17 protein-coding genes are annotated in these 18079 nt (G+C 32.7%); 1 reads left to right on the top strand and 16 read right to left on the bottom strand.

The window, feature by feature from the left end; translation table 11 throughout:
* Window positions 1–7: 7 nt before the first annotated feature.
* The 4 genes from NNL09_RS10275 to NNL09_RS10260 all read right to left on the bottom strand — a co-directional run bounded on the left by NNL09_RS10275 (window position 8) and on the right by NNL09_RS10260 (window position 4133).
* Window positions 8–1591 carry a S41 family peptidase gene (locus tag NNL09_RS10275; protein ID WP_025666818.1) on the bottom strand — a complete coding sequence of 528 codons (1584 nt, stop codon included), beginning with the start codon at window positions 1589–1591 and terminating at the stop codon, window positions 8–10.
* A complete protein-coding gene (locus NNL09_RS10270) occupies window positions 1591–2022 on the bottom strand; it encodes a dCMP deaminase family protein (RefSeq protein ID WP_025666817.1) in 432 nt (143 codons plus the stop codon). Before NNL09_RS10270 ends, NNL09_RS10275 begins: the two co-directional genes overlap by 1 nt.
* Window positions 2023–2108: 86 nt before the next feature.
* On the bottom strand, window positions 2109–2693 hold the full coding sequence (locus NNL09_RS10265; RefSeq protein WP_025666816.1) for a HupE/UreJ family protein: 585 nt from the start codon (window positions 2691–2693) through the stop codon (window positions 2109–2111).
* 186 nt (window positions 2694–2879) lie between these two features.
* Window positions 2880–4133: an outer membrane beta-barrel protein gene (locus tag NNL09_RS10260; protein ID WP_196911726.1), complete on the bottom strand. Its 1254-nt coding sequence runs from the start codon at window positions 4131–4133 to the stop codon at window positions 2880–2882.
* A gap of 385 nt (window positions 4134–4518) precedes the next feature.
* Here NNL09_RS10260 and NNL09_RS10255 point away from each other — a divergent pair, with 385 nt between their 5' ends.
* Window positions 4519–6147, top strand: a complete 1629-nt coding sequence (locus NNL09_RS10255) for a hypothetical protein (RefSeq protein ID WP_196911725.1) — start codon at window positions 4519–4521, stop codon at window positions 6145–6147.
* A 34-nt stretch (window positions 6148–6181) separates the two neighbouring features.
* Here the strand turns inward: NNL09_RS10255 and NNL09_RS10250 are convergent, their stop codons facing one another.
* From NNL09_RS10250 to nirK, 12 genes are all read right to left on the bottom strand, one after another.
* Window positions 6182–7396, bottom strand: a complete 1215-nt coding sequence (locus tag NNL09_RS10250; RefSeq protein ID WP_231389274.1) for a hypothetical protein — start codon at window positions 7394–7396, stop codon at window positions 6182–6184.
* A gap of 56 nt (window positions 7397–7452) precedes the next feature.
* Window positions 7453–8235 (bottom strand): ABC transporter permease, encoded by a 783-nt coding sequence (locus tag NNL09_RS10245; protein ID WP_025666812.1) that lies wholly within the window; start codon window positions 8233–8235, stop codon window positions 7453–7455.
* Window positions 8228–8935 (bottom strand): ABC transporter ATP-binding protein, encoded by a 708-nt coding sequence (locus NNL09_RS10240; RefSeq protein WP_196911723.1) that lies wholly within the window; start codon window positions 8933–8935, stop codon window positions 8228–8230. The genes NNL09_RS10245 and NNL09_RS10240 overlap by 8 nt, the downstream gene beginning before the upstream one ends.
* On the bottom strand, window positions 8928–10169 hold the full coding sequence (locus tag NNL09_RS10235; RefSeq protein ID WP_196911722.1) for a nitrous oxide reductase family maturation protein NosD: 1242 nt from the start codon (window positions 10167–10169) through the stop codon (window positions 8928–8930). The genes NNL09_RS10240 and NNL09_RS10235 overlap by 8 nt, the downstream gene beginning before the upstream one ends.
* A 134-nt stretch (window positions 10170–10303) precedes the next feature.
* On the bottom strand, window positions 10304–10750 hold the full coding sequence (locus NNL09_RS10230) for a nitrous oxide reductase accessory protein NosL (protein ID WP_025666809.1): 447 nt from the start codon (window positions 10748–10750) through the stop codon (window positions 10304–10306).
* A gap of 1 nt (window position 10751) precedes the next feature.
* Window positions 10752–11351, bottom strand: coding sequence for a hypothetical protein (locus tag NNL09_RS10225; RefSeq protein ID WP_025666808.1), 600 nt, complete (start codon window positions 11349–11351; stop codon window positions 10752–10754).
* Between the two features lie 102 nt (window positions 11352–11453).
* Window positions 11454–13421, bottom strand: a complete 1968-nt coding sequence (nosZ, locus tag NNL09_RS10220) for a Sec-dependent nitrous-oxide reductase (RefSeq protein WP_196911721.1) — start codon at window positions 13419–13421, stop codon at window positions 11454–11456.
* Window positions 13422–13486: 65 nt separating this feature from the next.
* Complete coding sequence (locus tag NNL09_RS10215) at window positions 13487–14062, bottom strand: fasciclin domain-containing protein (RefSeq protein WP_196911720.1); 576 nt, start codon at window positions 14060–14062, stop codon at window positions 13487–13489.
* 191 nt (window positions 14063–14253) lie between these two features.
* Window positions 14254–14760: a c-type cytochrome gene (locus tag NNL09_RS10210; protein ID WP_025666805.1), complete on the bottom strand. Its 507-nt coding sequence runs from the start codon at window positions 14758–14760 to the stop codon at window positions 14254–14256.
* A gap of 194 nt (window positions 14761–14954) precedes the next feature.
* Entirely contained in the window at window positions 14955–15575 is a 621-nt protein-coding gene (locus NNL09_RS10205; protein WP_196911719.1) for an SCO family protein, read from the bottom strand.
* Window positions 15576–15632: 57 nt separating this feature from the next.
* Complete coding sequence (locus NNL09_RS10200) at window positions 15633–16424, bottom strand: formylglycine-generating enzyme family protein (RefSeq protein WP_370540767.1); 792 nt, start codon at window positions 16422–16424, stop codon at window positions 15633–15635.
* A 12-nt stretch (window positions 16425–16436) separates the two neighbouring features.
* Window positions 16437–17912: a copper-containing nitrite reductase gene (gene nirK / locus NNL09_RS10195; protein ID WP_025666802.1), complete on the bottom strand. Its 1476-nt coding sequence runs from the start codon at window positions 17910–17912 to the stop codon at window positions 16437–16439.
* Between the last annotated feature and the right edge of the window lie 167 nt (window positions 17913–18079).

The following is an 18079-nucleotide window of genomic DNA, read 5'->3' as shown; positions in this document are numbered from 1 at the left end:
ATATAAGTTATTCTTTTTTAGAAAGTGACAATACTTTATTAATCATTGCATCATCTTTATTTATAATCCTTTCAAAAGCCCCAGTTCCAAATAATTGTTGCGCCATTGTCGCTTTCAAATATTTTTTTAATTGAGCTTCATAATTTTTCAACTCAATTTCTATCCCTCTTTGCCTTGAATATTTTAAAAAATCTTCAGCAAAGGTATCCTCTATATTAATTTTTTCATTAAACTCATTTTCAGATAAATCATTATAATACGACCTGTTTTTATCTAGTTCTTCAAATACATATCCTCCCATACGGCCAGAACGTAACATATAATCTAATGTTTCACCAACACGTGTTGTATCTTTACTAACAAATATATCTGGTATAATACCTCCACCTCCATAAACAATTTTACCTCCAGGAGTTTTAAATTTTAAAGAATCTGCTACCTGAATACTATCTGCATTCTGCAATTCTCCATTTTTATATCGCTCCATATACTCATTAAAATATTCTTTATTTCCGTTGGCATATGGTTTTTGTATCGACCGCCCGGTAGGCGTATAGTATCTTGAAATTGTTAATCGTATTGCACTACCATCTCCTAATGCCATTTCTCTTTGCACGAGACCTTTTCCGTAAGAACGTCTACCAACGATAGCTCCTCTATCATTATCTTGAATTGCTCCTGCAAAAATTTCACTGGCAGAGGCAGAGTTTTCATTGATTAGCACATAAACTTTTCCTTGTTCAAAACTTCCTTTATTGGTAGCAAAGTTATTTTCGATAGCTCCTTTTTTGTTTTTGGTAAACATAATCAGCACATCATCCTTCAAAAATTCGTCTGCCATTTTTAGAGCCGGAGCAATAAATCCTCCTCCATTATCACGAAGATCAATTACCATATTTTCGGCTCCTTCGTCTATTAGTTCATCTAATGCTATTTTAAATTCTTTGTAAGTTGTTTCTGCAAAACGATTTACTTTTACATATCCCATTTTATCATCCAACATATAGGCTGCATCTACACTTTGTATAGGCACACGCCCTCTTTTTACAACTACATCAAATATTCCTTTGCCTTTTCTATATACTCTAAGTTGCACCTGGCTGTTTAGCTCACCTTTTAATCTATTTGCTAATCCATCTCTTATTAAGCGTTCTCCATACAAAGTATCACTATCTGCCATTAATATCCTATCTCCTGCCTTAATTCCCGATTTTTCACTCGGTCCTCCTTTTATAGTATTAATCACAGATATTGTATCTCTATAAGGATAATAACTCACCCCTATACCAATAAAATCTCCTTGCATATTTTCTGTAATCCCTTCAAGTTCTTCTGATGGGATATATATCGAATGAGGATCCAGGTTTTCTAATATCCTATTTACTGTAACTTCTACAATACTATCGGTATTGATTTCATCTACATATTCATAATCTATATAATCAATAAGCCTATTTAGTTTTTCTTTTTTGGGGTTATAAGAAAATAGCTTTGCCGAAGGGTTGCTAAAATCAAGTTTACTACCCAAAAATACTCCGGCCCCTACAGCCAAACCCAAAAACAAAGGCAAGTATTTTTTTGAATATCCCATTATTCTTCTAAATCCGTAATCTGTTCTATTTCTACTCCAGCTTTAGCAAGAAACTGCAAACCAGAGTCATCTTTATAACCAATTTGATACACTATGCGTTTTATTCCTGCCTGGTGAATCAATTTACTACATTCCTTACATGGTGATAATGTAATATATAATGTCGCTCCTCTACACGATTGAGTAGATGAAGCTACTTTAGAAATCGCATTTGCTTCTGCATGCAATACATACCACTTTGTATATCCTTCTTCGTCTTCACATGGATTCTCAAAACCTGTTGGGGTTCCATTAAATCCATCTGAAATAATCATTCTATCCTTTACAATAACCGCACCAACTTTTTTTCTTTCACAATGAGATAATTTCCCCCATTCTCTTGCAATCCTTAGATAGGCTTTATCGTACTTCAGTTGTTTTTTTTTTGACATAAAATAGAATGACTAGTGTATTGATAACAATCAAAGTACGAATATATTATTACGATGTGGCAAATACAACCCTAATCACTACTTATTCACCAAATTTTATTTGCAATAAGCATGGGGATTACCATCCCTATTACAATAGAAGAAACAACAAGTATCCAATCTCGTTTTGAAAATCGAAAAAAGGTCTGAAATATAAAGCTAACTATAAGAACTAATAAAACAATAATAATCTGTGCAGCTTCGACCCCTAATGCAAACTCGATTAAGGGTAAAATTTTAGAATTCACATTACTACTAATTGCTCTAAAATAACTAGAAAACCCTAATCCGTGAATTAATCCAAAAAAAAGAGTTACTCCGTATAAGATTCCTACTTTACTATTTTTTGAAGTATTTTTTGCAGTAAATACATTAAACAATCCTGTAATCAAAATGGTTAAAGGAATCAAGAATTCTACCAATCTCGAATTTACTGACACTACATTATATGCTGCCAAAAACAAAGACAATGTATGTCCTACTGTAAATATGGTAACCAGTAATAAAATACGTTTCCAGTTATCAAAAGTATACCCAACTGTTAGTGCAATTAAAAACAAAATATGGTCATAAGCATGCCAATCTAGCACGTGACCAAAACCCAGCTTTATATAAAGCCAAAACTCTGACATAATTTTAGGTTTTGAGGTGTGGGACTAATGTACAACTAAATACAAGAACGAAGAAATACATAAAAAATTCTTATCAAAAATTTAAGAAATTCTGAAACACAACCAACTACCAGAATCAAAAAAACCCAGGAGTATGTTCCTGAGTTTTTCTTTTATTTATCAATATTTTTCTTTCGAAAAGTATTTTTAAAATAGTGAATACCCTAAGACTAATGAAAAAGATCTATAACTATATGAGCTGGTACTAAAAATTTTACCAGATTTACGGCCCATTCCATAACGAGCTTCTATACTATATCGATTATTATATTTATACCCAATACCCCCTAAAACGTTAGTCCTTGTTCTAAAATCTTTAGTTTTAGTAATACCATTAATTTCTTCTTGAAATGTAGAATCAAATTCAAAATCTACTACATATGCGGCATTAATAAATAGTTTGGATTTATCACTCAAGAAAAGATAATGTCTTAAACCTATGGGTAATTCTATAGATTTATAGTCTACAGTAAAAGTCCTGGTATTTGTACCAATAAAGGTTGTTTCTTCAATTTCTAGATTTGATTTATACGATTGATAAGTAGGTTCTATAAATATTCCCCATTTATTTTTATTAAAAGGTAAAATAAACTCTGCTTCAATCCCAAATCTAAAATTTGTTTTACTTTCAAAATCACCCAAACCAGAAATACTTCCTGTTTCTTTTGAATCATAAAGAGTCGAAAAAATAATCCCTGGTCTAATAGTAAGGTTAAACAAATCTCTATCTTCTTGTTTACGAGTATTTACAAAACTTGGATCCTTACATTTATTATATTTTACAAAATACTTTACTAAACTATTTTTCTTGTAGTTTGTTTTTACTGCATCGCTTTCCTTGATGTTATCACATTTAACATCTGTCCAAAGCTGCTGTTTATATCGATTATTCTTATCAATTTTATTAGTTCTTTCTTTTGCTACTCCGTTTACTATTTCTTGCGTAACTCTATACGTTTTATAGATTAACTGCTGTATATCCTTATCACCTACCTGGTAAAAATATCTAATTAAGTTTCCTTCTTCGTATTGATATAGATTCGCTTCACCTTGTACTATATGTTTCAGAAATAAAGTTGCCTCTTTGAATTCAGGGTTTTTAGTAGCACTTAAATGATTTAATTCCTCACTCGACATATCAATATTTACAGTTTCTCTTACATATTTTAGATCAGAAACTGCAAATTCTTTAATATTTTTTATATAGCCCATCTTAGCCTTAGCATCTTCATTTACTTTATATTCAATCTGGCTGGGGTTATCATGCCAATCTACATTTTTTATAAGGCATTCTGTTTTTGTTCCATTATTATCAATAAAATACCCTTGTTCAAATTTAATTTGAGCATAACCGGTAAGACTTAAGATCATTAATAGAAATAAAAGTGATTGTTTTTTCATTTTCAATGTTTTGTTTTTGTGTATTTATATGGTTTCTACATTCAATTTTCACATTGCAATAATAATAGGTCTCAGTTTCATTTTTCGGAACTGACATAAAAATGTTTGTGATAATAATGTCACTCTAATATTGTATAGATCTAACCCATAGATTTCTTTTAAGTATAGAAACGTAAAATGCAATTTTTCTCGCTTAACTAAACTTTAGCAAAGCATTAAGAGTTATTTTCTAGGTGGGTCTAAATCATGGATTTGTATTAAACCTCTTACATTTTTCAGACTTCACTAACTACATTAAATTGAAGTTTATCAATTTCACTGAAAACAGGGTATAGATTACAGTACTAGAATAATAATTTGTCTACTCATACAAATCCCCATGATTATGAAAACATTAGTATACCCCTTATTAACTCTTTTATTTTTATCCTGTAGTTCTAAAAATGATGATACTCCTATTAACGGAAATACCGATTCATACAGGCTTAAAGATCAAAACATAACAGCGATTCAAAATGAATCTAAAAAAATCATTCTGGGAAATATCAAAAATTCATCTGGTAACACACTAACATATACAGTTACCCCAGATTCTAAAATTACTTTTACATCAGAAAAAAATAGTATTGAATATATATCTGATCAAGTAGGTGTCGAAACTCTTAATGTAACTGCTACAGATGGTATAAATACTCCTATAACTGCCAAAATAAATATTACTGTAAAAGAAGCAGAAAGTACTAGTTTTGATCTAATCGAAGGCTATGATTTCTATGATCCAAAATCTGATCCCAACTTCCCTACTGTTTTATTACCTGGCGAATCATATACAAGTCCTCACTACAAAACAACGGTAAGACGATTATCCAATCCATCACAAGATGGTGCTGGGGCAAATTTTATGGTTAATGAATATTCTAGAAAGCAATCTTTTAATATCGATGACACAAAAATTTTAATTTATGCTGAAAATGGGTTTTATCATGTATACAATATAGACGGAAGTCATTATAAAAAACTTCAAGGCCCTGCTTCAGATTGTGAAATAGACTGGCACCTTACAGATCCTAATAAAGTTATTTACACAGATTTGAATGGGATTGGGCTTAAATTTTATGAACATAATATAGTAACCGATGAAGTTAAAACAATAATAGATCTTACAAAAGTTGCTTCTATTAATGGTAATACTAGTTTGACTTCGGTAAAACAGATATGGCCCGATGCAGCAGCAGCCTGGACAAAAGCCGAAGGAACCAGTTCTAAAGATGGAAGATATCGAGGTTTGATGATAGAAAAAGTAGTTGGTAATGATCTTCATTTTTTGGGGTTAATCGTTTATGATCAGCAAGAGAATGCAATTGTAGGCTACTTGGACAAAGCAGATTATGGAGATAAACCAGATCATGTGAGTATGTCTCCTTCTGGTGACTATATAGTTCCTTCTAGCACACAAAATGGTGTGGGAACACGTGCATATACAAGAGATTTTTCTTCTTATGTACAATTGCATAGAACTTCTGAGCATTCTGATTTAGGAATTCTCCCTAATGGGCATGATGTATACATCGCTGCAGATTACCAGGACAATGAAGGTCAAATCTTTATGTACGACATACAAGCTAATCAAAAAACAGAGTTTAGCCATTTGTATCAATATAATTCTGGTGGTGACAAACCAATTAATGCTGCCAATCATTACTCTTTAAAAGCTTTCAATAAACCAGGGTGGGCACTATTATCTACTTATTCAAGTGCGAATCCACTAAATGGATGGGCTCAAAATAAACTCATAGCTATAGAATTAAAACAAGACGGAAGAATATTAAATATCTCGAACACTTACGGAGATCATGCAAAATTCCCAGGTAAAAATTACTGGGCAGAAACAAAAGGATCTGTAAACAGAGATTTTACCAAAATAATATTTACAAGCACATGGTTTGCCGGAAGAGATGAAGACAGTAATGCGTACATTATCGAACTAGAACCAAATCAGATTCCTAGTTCATAAAAAATAATGTAAGCTGCAAACTGTAATTTTTATATTAAGAAAGTATATCTCTATTTTTGAAATCATGTTTTACAGCCAATCTTAAATTAGCAATAAAAAGAAAACCAATACCAATCAAAACCACGATACTCGCTATTGAAAGTGCAACAAAATATTGTTCGAAAAAAATAAAATCAAGCCAAATAACTGCCCCTTTATAAAAAATCAATATTTCTGTGAGAGCAAACCCAAAAAGATAGATATAATATCCTTTTTTAGGAATCTTAATAAGTTTAAAATAATCTAAGAATATAAATAAACTAATACTTACTACTCCTAGAAAAGTCCAGTGTAAATAAGCAATCGTAAAATCCAGAATAGTAGTCGCCAGGTTTGCAACATACGGAAAAGCAGAGGCTATCTGTAGCAAAAACTTAATTAGTAACAGAATACCTACTGTTCTCAATAATTTTTTTTGAAAACCAGAAAATATATTGCTCACTACTGTTCTTGATTTTATTAGTAGCTTAATAAATATCAAAAATGCTATACCCTGAAGTAGGCTACCTACTCCTCCTAAAATATAATAAATACTTGCCGGTTTAGTCCATAATACCGAAAGGAAAAAACTTAAAATAATCCCAAGGTTAATTGCCCAGAAGAAGCCATTAAAATCACTATTAGAGATACTTACTTTTTGATTTTCAAGAATAAAAATCAGTAACCCAAATAAAGCTAGTATCATCCATCCGTTATATTGAAAATGTAAATAAAAATAAATGGCTAGCCTATACCAGATAGAATCTGCTCCTAATGTACTCATTATCGCTCCTAATGCCCAGGGGCCAATACTAGAAATAACCATGTACCACAAAGAAATCTTTATACATTTATAGGATTTTGTATTCTTAAACTTCTCAGGTATATTTTTAATAAAAAACCAGGTAAACCAATACGAAGCAAAAAGAAAAAGTGTAGAAAAAGTTATCGAGAATAATGCATATCCTTGAAAAGGAAAGCTAAACAACATTCCTAATAAAGTAAATTGGGTAAACCAGAAAATATTTCTATATCCCTTACCAACATTGCTCTTCTTCAAATACAATTTATAAAGCAACGTTGTTAAACCAATATACACCCATCCTAATAATGCAATATGAGAGTGAGTATGTACAATATATCTATAGTCTACAGATATATCAAAAACATATAAAAATCTTAAAAAAACACCAAGTGCAGCTGCCAATAGAAAAAAGGCAAGTGATATCATGGTGTCTCGTTTTGAATTTATCATGCAACAGTCTCTTCAATACAACAAATCTAGCGTTAAAAATCTTTTTTCTTAGATTTTCTATAGATGTTGAATGTAGGTAAAAATACCCAAATAGAAAGTGCAACACAAGATAAAATTACTCCTAAATTAGTACCGAAGAATTTCTGAAAAACAGCGCCGGTATATCCTAGTAAAGCAGAAATATCAAGTTTCAATAAGATCAAAATCCTGGATAAATCAATAGGGTTAAATAAGGTTACTCCTATTGAAAATTTATCTAATGGATATGACTCAAACATGATTAACGACATTAAAAAAAGACCGTCATAGATTACTGCCATAAATAACCAAAGTAAAATAGCATAACTAAACCCTTTTATCTTATTTTCATTATACAGTGCAATGTTAAATGCCAATGCAGTAAAAATTAATGTCAAAAATGTACCTGTAATGAGAAGTAATAAAAATTCCCAAATGGTATTCGATTGAAAGAGACCATACATAGTAAATGGTAACCCTAATCCTATTATCAAACTCATAGAAAGAGAAAGTGCTACTCCCAGGTATTGCCCAAGAAATATAGATGATCTTTTAATGGGTTGTGCCAAAAGCAATTCTGTAAATTCTTTAGAATTATAATAATACATTACTCCAAAAATGGTTCCGATAAGAGGAACAAGAATGATAATCACATTCATCAAAGTAATTACAGCTTTAGACAAATCATTATTCAGGAATAATAATACAAATCCCAATGCTAAATAAAAAAGCAAGTACACATAACTCCATCGGCTACGAATAAGGTCGTAAAAACTATATTTTAAAATCTTAAGCATTGTTTTCTTTTAGCAAATTAGCAATCGCATGTTCGAAATCGGTTTCCTTAGTCTTTTGTTTTAAAGTGCTTATATTTCCCTTGAAATACACTTTACCTTCAAGGAGAAAAACAATTTCATCAGCAACCTCTTCAACAAAACTCATGATATGAGAAGTAATCAAAATTGTTTTTCCTTTTGTTTTTTCTTTTTGTATTATTTTTTTTAACTCTAACAAAGCAATAGGATCAAGTCCTGTAGTAGGTTCATCTAGAATAATTAATGGACTATCAAACATTAATGTTAATACTAAATTTACTTTTTGTTTTGTCCCTCCAGACAAGTTACTTAGTTTTTTATTCAGAAAAGGGGTTAATTGAAAAGAGGCTATCAATGCAGCATCATCGCCAGGTTTATTTCGCAAATCTTTGATCATTCTAATCAATTCTTTCACCGTTAAGTTTGCAGGAAAATTAGCTATCTGTGGTAAATAATCTATTTGCTGACGATATTTCCAGCTTTTCTTAATTGGGGTGTCATCAATAAAAATATCACCTTTATTTGGGATAACCATCCCAAGAATAGATTTAATCAATGTCGTTTTACCAGATCCATTGGGTCCTAGTATTGCAAATATCCCACCTTCAGTAATACCTAGATCGACTCCTTTAAGGACCTGATTCTTTCCAAAATTCTTATGTAAATTATCAATTTTAATCATTCTTACTTTTCATTAGTGGATAATTGTCAAGTAAATTATCAGGAGTAAATACAGGAGAAACTTTTTCAGAAAAATCTATGATATCAATAAACAAACTCCTCATTAAGATAATCGTTTCTGGGGTTCGATTTACAATATATGAGAATAGTTTTACTGGTCTGTAGGGTACATCTCCAATACCGTCTTTATCCAAATCATATCCTGTATACCCACTCCAATAATTCTTATCAAATTTGTTATCATTAAGTTTACTGTTATAAGAAACATCAAATGAATTATACATAAAATTATTATTGCTAAATATATTTGCATAACATGCACCACGTACTTTAATGGCCCAACCGTTTTTTATAAAACTGTTTTTGGTATACTTAATTCGATTAGAGCCTTCGATATTAATTCCTATTGTATTTTCTATAAAAATATTCCCTGTTATTTCTGCATCATTGATCTCTTTCAACAGAAGACCATAGGATGCTGTTCCCCAGTTTTCTTTAAACGTATTAGTCAACATTTTTATCTTCTTAGAGAACATTACAGCAACCCCTGCCCCATTATTCTCAAACGTATTGTTTTCATACAGGTCATTATTAGAAAACATAAAATGCAACCCATATCGTAAGTTATTAGAACTTATATTATTTTTTATTCTACAATCATTAGCAAACTCAAGATAAATTCCATCTCTTACATGTGTAATGATATTATTTTCTATATCTATATTTTGAGAATACCATAGTTGTATGCCATTACCCGAATTGTACTCTTCTACTGCATCACCTATAATCTTGTTATGAAAAATTCTGCCGTCTCTTGATTTCTCTATATAAATCCCAAAAAACAGCTTTTCTAACACCAAATTTTGTATCAAAAAATTTTTGCTTTTCACCACTCGAACAGCCGCATAATCTTCTGTATAACTAGTACCCACATTAATAATGAATAACCCATCTACAGTAACATTATCAGAAATAACTTTTATAATTCCTCCTTTTAACTCTCCATCAATTATGGGATAGTTTTCACCCAATAATGTCAAAGGTTTATCAATCACAATATCAAATTCATTATACTTTCCTTTTTTTATCACTACTGTATCAAGTGCTATGGCTATAGCTACACCTTCTTTAATCGTTCTTATTTCACAGGAATTACAGACCTTTATAGTCTTGCCTAGAAGCAATACGGGTAGAAGAAAAATTGCCAGAAATAGTATTTTTCTGATTTGAAACATCTATTTATTTTTTTGTTTTCCCTGTAGGTTAGATTTGTGTCCAGGCTAACCAATATAGAATTAGAACAGTTTCCGATCTTCATCGGGATAAGGTATTTTTATCTGGTGGTCACCTAATAGATATATTCCTGTTTTTAATGTTTTAGGTGTTTTAAAAGTTCTTCCCAGGTAAATACATCTCCCCCTTTTTCAGATTTCACTTTTTTTGCACTCGACTCATTCTCAAATGAAGTTAAAAATGCTCCCATGGGGCTTGATATATTTTTACTTATCAAAAAAGTAGCTTGCGTTGCATCAATTAATTCTTCTGGAGCATCGTAGTGATTAGAAAGGTAAAGTGACACCTCTTCTTTATCTATCTCTGCAGAATAATTTATCATACATTCTACAGCATCAAACTTGAACACCTTGCCTTTTTTTGTTACAATCTCTGCTCCATGAATTTTATCGACAATAGTCATTCGACAATAATGACAATTATCCTCTCCATAGTGTATTGTTTCTGGTTGAACATTACATGAGCTAAAAAACACGATCATCAAAATAAAAAAGACGATGTTGTTAAAGTTATACTTTTCCATTTTATTGAAGTTTTGAAGTTTTTTCACGTTTTCCTACGAAATAAGAAATAAAGGTCAAGGCCATTCCTGCAGCTAAAAAATATGCTCCCAATTGAGGGTATGAATGCGCTCTAAAATTTAAAATATCTTTAGTTCCGAATAAAGGAGGTTGAAACCCCATAACAGTCCCGTCTGGATTAGTAAATTTCATTATTGCTTTTGGATCCAAATTATGGCCATAGTCGTGTTCCCAAAGGTAAAAATCGTAGATTCCTGCCAAAGCTAAAAGAGCCATTACAATAAACCACCCTAAAAACCATTTATAGTTTGTTGTAAAAGCTAATACAGTACCTAAAGAAGCCATTATTATAATCACGATAGGAAAAATCCTGAATTCTGGAATCGATTCGGGAATATATTTCATCCCAACATAATGATTCATCAAATTGATATTCTTAATATCATGAGGATGCATGTCGGCGAAATCGTTTATATAGATATCCATTCCTAATGGGGTTGGATATTGAGGAGCTTCTAATGTAATATTCCAAAGAGGAAATACAAACAAAAATAAAGGCAGTAATGCTCCTACAAGCATTAATATTCTTGATTTCTTCTTCATGATAACAATCTTTTTTAAGTTGATTTAAAAGCGAGAGGGGTTTTGTCCTCTCGCTTTTTTGGAAATATAACTAATCTATCTCCTTCCTGGTAGCATCAGAAATTAATCTTCTCCTAGAGACCAAGAAAGTTCTATATTAGATGATGCTGGTGATACCCTTACATATCCTTGCATCTCTTGATGTAATGCCGAACAAAAATCGGTACAATAGAAAGGCCAGACTCCTACTTGCTTAGGCTCCCAAACAAAAGTTTCTGTTTGTCCGGGCATTATTAACAGCTCAGAAGTATTGGCTCCGATCATACTCACTCCATGTGGTACATCATAATCTTGTTCTAAATTTGTGACATGAAAATAGACCTTATCTCCTACTTTAATCCCTTCTATATTATCTGGAGTAAAATGGCTCCTAATCATAGTCATATATACGTGTACTTCTTTTCCGTCACGTTCTACTCTTACATTTTCATTATTTTTAACAGCATACTTATGTTCGTTTTCTTCTAATTTATAGATCTTTTTAGAACGAGGTTTTATTAGATCTGCAGCAATACCGGCAGCATAATGTGGCTCTCCAATAGTTGGAAAATCTAATAGTAGTTCCATTTTTTCGCCTGTGATATCATATAATTGTGCTGATTGTGTAACTTCTGGTCCGGTTGGTAGATAACGGTCTTTGGTTATCTTGTTCATCGCCAGTACATATTTCCCAAATGGTTTTCTAGAGTTTCCTCCCGGAATCATCAAGTGACCTACAGAATAGTATGTAGGTTTTCTGTCTACTACTTCCCAACTTCCTAGTTTCCATTTTACTACTTCGGAAGAAATAAAGAAAGTGGTATATCCGTTTCCTTTACCATCAAATTCGGTATGTAATGGTCCCAGGCCAGCTTGAGAAACAACACCTGCCAGCGCATCTTCAAATTTAATAATCGGAATTCCGTATGCATCACCATCAAACTGTTTATTTTCGATAGCCTTAATCATCTTACTAAACGAGTGCACTGTAAGGTCGGCCGAAAGTTTACCATTACCCACGATATATTCTCCCGATGGGTCTACATCACAACCATGTGGTGATTTTGGTGTTGGTAAAAAGTATACCAGCCCCGGACATTCTGCAGGATCTAATACTTTTACCTCTTTTTTCATTGTTGAGGTAGCCGTGTGTGTTTTCTCATCATATACATTATGTGCATAATTAGCCGGCATTGTTTTAAATTTTCCTTGTTTAATATATTCTTCTGCTTTTTTCCAATTGATCGCAGCAATGAAATCTTTATCATTTTGAGATGCATTTACTTCTAGTAGAGAATTTGCTTCTTCTGTATTATATGTAGTAAAAAAGAACCAACCATGTGAAGCTCCTCTACCTGGATGCGCTAGATCATAATTAAAACCTGGCAGTAAAATCTGAAAAGCCATTTCCATGTTTCCATGATCAGGATCTACACTAATAAAAGATACAGCTCCTTTAAATTTTCCTTTGTATTCTTTGATAGCAATATCTTCTTGTGGCACGGGCACAGAAAAACGAGTTCCTGCTACCACATACTCTGTATTTTCTGTTACAAAAGAAGAACTATGATTACCGGCACTATTAGGCACTTCAATTATTTCTGTAGTCTCGAAAGTGCTTAGATCAATTTTTGCAATTCTTGGAGTATTGTTTCCGTTAATAAAAACCCACCGTCCATCGACTTCTCCATTGGTTTGTGATATATCAGGGTGGTGAGCATCATCCCAAGGAACAAAACCATAAGAGGTATTGAGCATTGGCTTTGTTTCTTCATTATAGCCCCAGGCTTTTTCTGCGTCCTGCGAAAAAACAGGAATTACTTTAAATAATCTTCCTGACGGAAGCCCATATACTGATAATTGTCCGCTAAATCCTCCTGAGACGAATGCATAAAACTCGTCATGCTCTCCGGGGGCTACGTAGACTTTTTCTGCCGCATTAGAGCCCAAAGCTCCATCCGTTATTTTTTTATCTTTATTAACATCGGCACAACTACTTATCATCAAGCTAAGTATTGCTGTTATAAAGAGTATTTTAGATATTTGTTTCATCTGGTTTATATTTATTGTTGTAGAGGTCAAATCTGTGCTGATCCAGATCAGTTTTTATTTATTTATTAATTAGGTGGAGGAAGTAATACTTTATCGATAACATGTACTATTCCGTTACCAGCAGGAATACTTGCTATAATCTTGGCTTCTCCGATAAAAACATCACTTTCGTCTTTAGTTACTTTTACATCGACACCATTGGATTGGCCTAGTTTCTTAAATTTTTTCAGAAAATCTTTTGAATAATTACCAGGGGTTACATGGTATTTTAGAATATTCGCTAACGCATCTTTATTTTCTGGTTTCAAAAGATTTTCTACTGTTCCGGCTGGTAATGCATCAAACGCTTCATTAGTAGGAGCGAATACCATTAAGGGGCCTGCATTTACTAAGGCATTTTCTAAACCAGCAGCCTGAACAGCTGCTACCAATGTAGTATGATCTTTAGAACCAATAGCAATATTAAGTACATTAGGCGTCGCTTCATCATCCTGGATAAATGCTTGTCCTTGTTTCTCTGCAGTTTCTGTAACTGCGTTTTTGGTAGTTGAATCTACTTGTTCTTTCTTTGTTTCAGTTTTGCAACTTAGCAGGAAAGTAAAGCATAGTAAAATCAAAAAAGTTACTTTAGTTGTTTTCATGCGTTTATATTGATTATGTTAAATGGTCAGACGAGTATTGATATAGATCAATGGGGTCACATAGCTCCTGATTTTCATCGGGACAAGTAGTTCGTTTAGTTATTTCTACCTATTAAACAATAGTTTCTTTTAAAATATCTCTAAGACATTTTCTTATTGTATGGCTATCATCTACACTTGGTTTATTACTTTTATTTCAGTGTCCTGAAGTACTCTAAAATAGCTCTGGCTTCTTCCTCTTTTAAGCTTTGATTAGCCATAGGAGAACCATTATGTTCTTTTAATAGCTCTTGAGCCAATGGATCTTCTTTAATCATTTTTTCAGGGTCCAGAATCATATTCATCACCCATTCTGGGGTTCTTCTTTTTAAAATGTCAACAGGAGCTGGTCCTATAAACTTCTTATGAGTTTTATGACAAGCAGTACATTTTGTTTTGAAGAGCTCGGCTCCTTGAGCAGCCATTTTTTCATCGATGGTGGCATCTAACACCAAACTCTTGATTGGCCCTACTCCCTTATTTGTAAGATCAACTTTTTTTGATGCAGGAACACCGGTAGAAACAGGTTTGGTTTCTTTTTTTTGAGTTGTTGTACTTTTTCCTATTTTAATTTGTTCTTCCTTTTTTTCTTCTTTTCCTCCGCAACTTATCAATAAAGTAACAGCAAATAAGAGTATCAATTTGTCTAGTCTAATCATTTTAATAGATTTAAGATTATTGTTCAAAAATTCATTTCTTAAGAGAAATATTATTTTGATTATATAAGACAAAATTAGGTATGGGACGGGGACATAAATATGATAAAAGTCATATTTTCGGACAAATTAGTCTTTTATTTTTTTGTTTTCAGAAAATTCTTAAATAGAAAAGGGGTAAAAGACTATATTATCGTTTAATTAATGCGCGCCAACTCAATAATTTTATCCACGGTTTCCTTATTGTTTACTCCTAACCCTTCTTGTTGATGTACTAGCTCTCCACCCTGATCAAAAACACTTATGATATTAGAGTGTGAAAAATCCATTGGTGATATTTTTTTATAATTAACAGCTAGAACTGCCGCAAATTCTCTGGTATCTGATTTTGCACCTCTAAGAAACAGCCATTGATCGGATTCCATTTCATTCTCAATAGAGAATTTTTTAAGCCTCTCGGGGGTATCCGTCTCTGGGTCAATGCTTACTAATAAGAGTTTAACATTCTCTTTTTTAGATTCTGGAATTTGAGCTTCTATATCTCTCATATCGGCAACCAATCTCGGGCAGGCTGCTTTACAGGAGGTGTAAATCATTACCATTACAAGAACATCTCCTTTTAGTTCTTTGAGTTCTATTTTTTTATTATCCTGCGTGGTCCAGATAGCGGGTAAATTGTAGATCGAAAGTTCAGAAATAGAAGTACTGTGTTCTTTGGATGTGGATTCTGACACAGCTACTTCTTCTTGTTTTTTTTCTTTATTACAAGAGCCCAACAAAATAACTGCTCCTAATAATAAAATTTTTATGATATTCATTTTAATCATATTTGATGATTTAACATACATTATGTACTTGAGTTTTATCTTATGAGTTTAAGGAGTTATATCAATATCTTTTACGCAACGAAATCCTAGATTCTTTACTGCATAATTTGCTTTCATACTACCTCTAAAAGCATAACGCATAAACGCTGCATAGTTCATTAAATCTGAAGCTCCAACTGCTGCACTGCCACAAAACAGATTACTATCTTTATCTACATCTTTTCTAGATTCTCCCGATATCAGTACAGAATTAAAATCCAGTGTCCATTCCCACACCAATCCATGTAAATCATATATACCCCAGTAATTTTTAAAAGTAGAGCCTATACTATTGTTAAAAGATTTAGGGGTTTCATACCATTCTAAAATATATTGATTATAGGTTTCTTTTTTTCTTGCATCTATGGTCTTATCATCTGCCATTGCAGCATATTCCCACTCATCAATAGTTGGTAGTCTTTTTCCCTGACACTCACAATATTTTTTGGCAGCAAACCAAGAAACACCTGTTATAGGAGAATTAGGTTTCAATTGATCACTTAGCGTATTATCATCTTTCCAAAGCACCAGGTAATTCTTATCTGCAAACAAACGCTTTACGTGACTACGTTTCCATTGTGGATATTTCTTAACAAATGCTAAAAACTCACTATTTGATACAGGATAAACATCCATTAAAAAGTCATTGACTTTTACAGCTGTAGAATCAACTCCATATAAAGGAATATAAACCCCTCCTTTAACAGTAACCATATTTTCTGTTTGTGCTATAACACTATTTAATGTACATACTATACATATAGCAAAAAAGAAAACTATTTTTAAAGGAGAGGTTGTCATTTATTCTAATTTTTAATGTGCGTTTCTTCTACTAGCAACTATTGAAGGTGTAACTTCTTTTTTCGAATTTCCCCAACTGTTATATATATAAGTAAGCACATTGGCCACTTCTTCATCGGTTAAATCCTGTTTAGTCATCACACTATTATATTTTACACCATTTACAGTTATTTCACCTGTTTTTCCATGTAAAATAATATCGATTGCGCGATTTAGATCTGCATTTAGATAATCTGATTTAGCCAGAGGTGGAAAAGCATTAGGGATTCCTTGTCCTTCGGCTTGATGACATGCAAAACAAGTTCTCATATAGGTGGCTTTACCGAACTCCATTTTTTCTTGAAGTGATTTTGCCGTTTCTTCGGTTTGTACAACATCCTTATCAACAGGCATTTCCTGGATTCCACTTCCTTCGGGTTGGTACACTCCTTCTTCCTCTTTACCCGAATAGATTTTCTTGTTCTCTTCGCCTTGTACTTTGAGCATTCCTAAAGCACCTTTATTAAAGGCTCTAAAAATAGAGTGATCCACTAAAATGAAGGTTCCCGGGACATCAACTTTAAATTCTACAATAGCTGCACCCCCTGCAGGAACCAGAGTAGTTTGCACATTGGTATTAATAAGATCACCACCTTCTACCCTAACGACATCAAAAATTTCACCGATAACATGAAAAGATGATACAAGATTTGGTCCCCCGTTACCAACATATAACCTAACAGTTTCTCCAACATTTGCTGTAATAGCATTATCACCTGTTAACGAGCCAACTTTTCCATTAAAAACCACATAATCTGCATCTTCATCAACAGCTTTTTTCATATCAAAAGGCTGTAATCCTCTATCTCCGTTTTCTCCTTTGGTATAAAAATCTCCTTGCATTACATAATATTCTTTATCTACCGGAGGAAGGCCTTCTTCGGGCTCAACAAGTATTAACCCATACATCCCATTAGCGATGTGCATTCCTACTGGAGCTGTTGCACAGTGGTATACATATAAGCCTGGGTTTAGCACTTTAAAAGAAAACTGAGCTTCGTGTCCAGGAGCTACAAAAGAAGAAGTTGCACCACCCCCTGGGCCCGTTACGGCGTGTAAGTCTATATTATGAGGTAATTTATTATCCGGATGATTTTTTAAGTGAAACTCTACTTCATCTCCTATTTTGGTCCTTATAAAACTTCCAGGTACCGAACCTCCAAATGTCCAATATACATATTTTACACCATCTGCCATCTCTCCTTCTTCTTCTAAGACCTCCATATTTACTATGAGTTTCTTCGCTTTTCTTCTTCCTGTAGGTCCAGGAACATTAGGAGGTGAAGTTAATTCTGCAATCATTTCCTGACTTACAGGAATACCTTCTGGCCCCAGGTAATTCTTTTCCTCTGCTTCCTTATTTTGTGAGCAGGCAGATAGGATCATTAATAAAATGCCTATAAACAATCCTGTACTAGATAACAATACAAATGGTTTTTTTGATTTCATATTCTTACTATTTTACTTTTAATAAAAGACTTTTTTGTCTTTTATTTTGTAAAAATAAGAATTACTACAGCACATGAAATATGATAAATATCATATTTTCGCACTAATTAATCTTTTGTTAAAATCTAAGTGTAAAAGTTTTGTAATTATTTAATTCGGATATTTTT

It is taken from the genome of Aquimarina sp. EL_43 (genome assembly GCF_943422735.1).
GTDB classification, from domain to species: Bacteria; Bacteroidota; Bacteroidia; order Flavobacteriales; family Flavobacteriaceae; genus Aquimarina; species Aquimarina megaterium.
The sequence above is the reverse complement of the archived record's forward strand: the minus strand, read 5'-3'. Positions and strand labels throughout refer to the sequence as shown.

Bases quoted from the DNA above. Each gene is read 5' to 3' on its own strand.
- NNL09_RS10260 (WP_196911726.1), bottom strand. From the start codon at position 4,133: ATGAAAAAACAATCACTTTTATTTCTATTAATGATCTTAAGTCTTACC.
- NNL09_RS10215 (WP_196911720.1), bottom strand. From the start codon at position 14,062: ATGAAAACAACTAAAGTAACTTTTTTGATTTTACTATGCTTTACTTTC.
- NNL09_RS10210 (WP_025666805.1), bottom strand. From the start codon at position 14,760: ATGATTAGACTAGACAAATTGATACTCTTATTTGCTGTTACTTTATTG.
- NNL09_RS10270 (WP_025666817.1), bottom strand. From the start codon at position 2,022: ATGTCAAAAAAAAAACAACTGAAGTACGATAAAGCCTATCTAAGGATT.
- NNL09_RS10265 (WP_025666816.1), bottom strand. From the start codon at position 2,693: ATGTCAGAGTTTTGGCTTTATATAAAGCTGGGTTTTGGTCACGTGCTA.
- NNL09_RS10250 (WP_231389274.1), bottom strand. From the start codon at position 7,396: ATGATATCACTTGCCTTTTTTCTATTGGCAGCTGCACTTGGTGTTTTT.
- NNL09_RS10225 (WP_025666808.1), bottom strand. From the start codon at position 11,351: ATGAAGAAGAAATCAAGAATATTAATGCTTGTAGGAGCATTACTGCCT.
- NNL09_RS10205 (WP_196911719.1), bottom strand. From the start codon at position 15,575: ATGAATATCATAAAAATTTTATTATTAGGAGCAGTTATTTTGTTGGGC.
- NNL09_RS10255 (WP_196911725.1), top strand. From the start codon at position 4,519: ATGAAAACATTAGTATACCCCTTATTAACTCTTTTATTTTTATCCTGT.
- nosZ (WP_196911721.1), bottom strand. From the start codon at position 13,421: ATGAAACAAATATCTAAAATACTCTTTATAACAGCAATACTTAGCTTG.
- NNL09_RS10275 (WP_025666818.1), bottom strand. From the start codon at position 1,591: ATGGGATATTCAAAAAAATACTTGCCTTTGTTTTTGGGTTTGGCTGTA.
- NNL09_RS10245 (WP_025666812.1), bottom strand. From the start codon at position 8,235: ATGCTTAAGATTTTAAAATATAGTTTTTACGACCTTATTCGTAGCCGA.
- NNL09_RS10230 (WP_025666809.1), bottom strand. From the start codon at position 10,750: ATGGAAAAGTATAACTTTAACAACATCGTCTTTTTTATTTTGATGATC.
- NNL09_RS10240 (WP_196911723.1), bottom strand. From the start codon at position 8,935: ATGATTAAAATTGATAATTTACATAAGAATTTTGGAAAGAATCAGGTC.
- NNL09_RS10235 (WP_196911722.1), bottom strand. From the start codon at position 10,169: ATGTTTCAAATCAGAAAAATACTATTTCTGGCAATTTTTCTTCTACCC.
- NNL09_RS10200 (WP_370540767.1), bottom strand. From the start codon at position 16,424: ATGACAACCTCTCCTTTAAAAATAGTTTTCTTTTTTGCTATATGTATA.
- nirK (WP_025666802.1), bottom strand. From the start codon at position 17,912: ATGAAATCAAAAAAACCATTTGTATTGTTATCTAGTACAGGATTGTTT.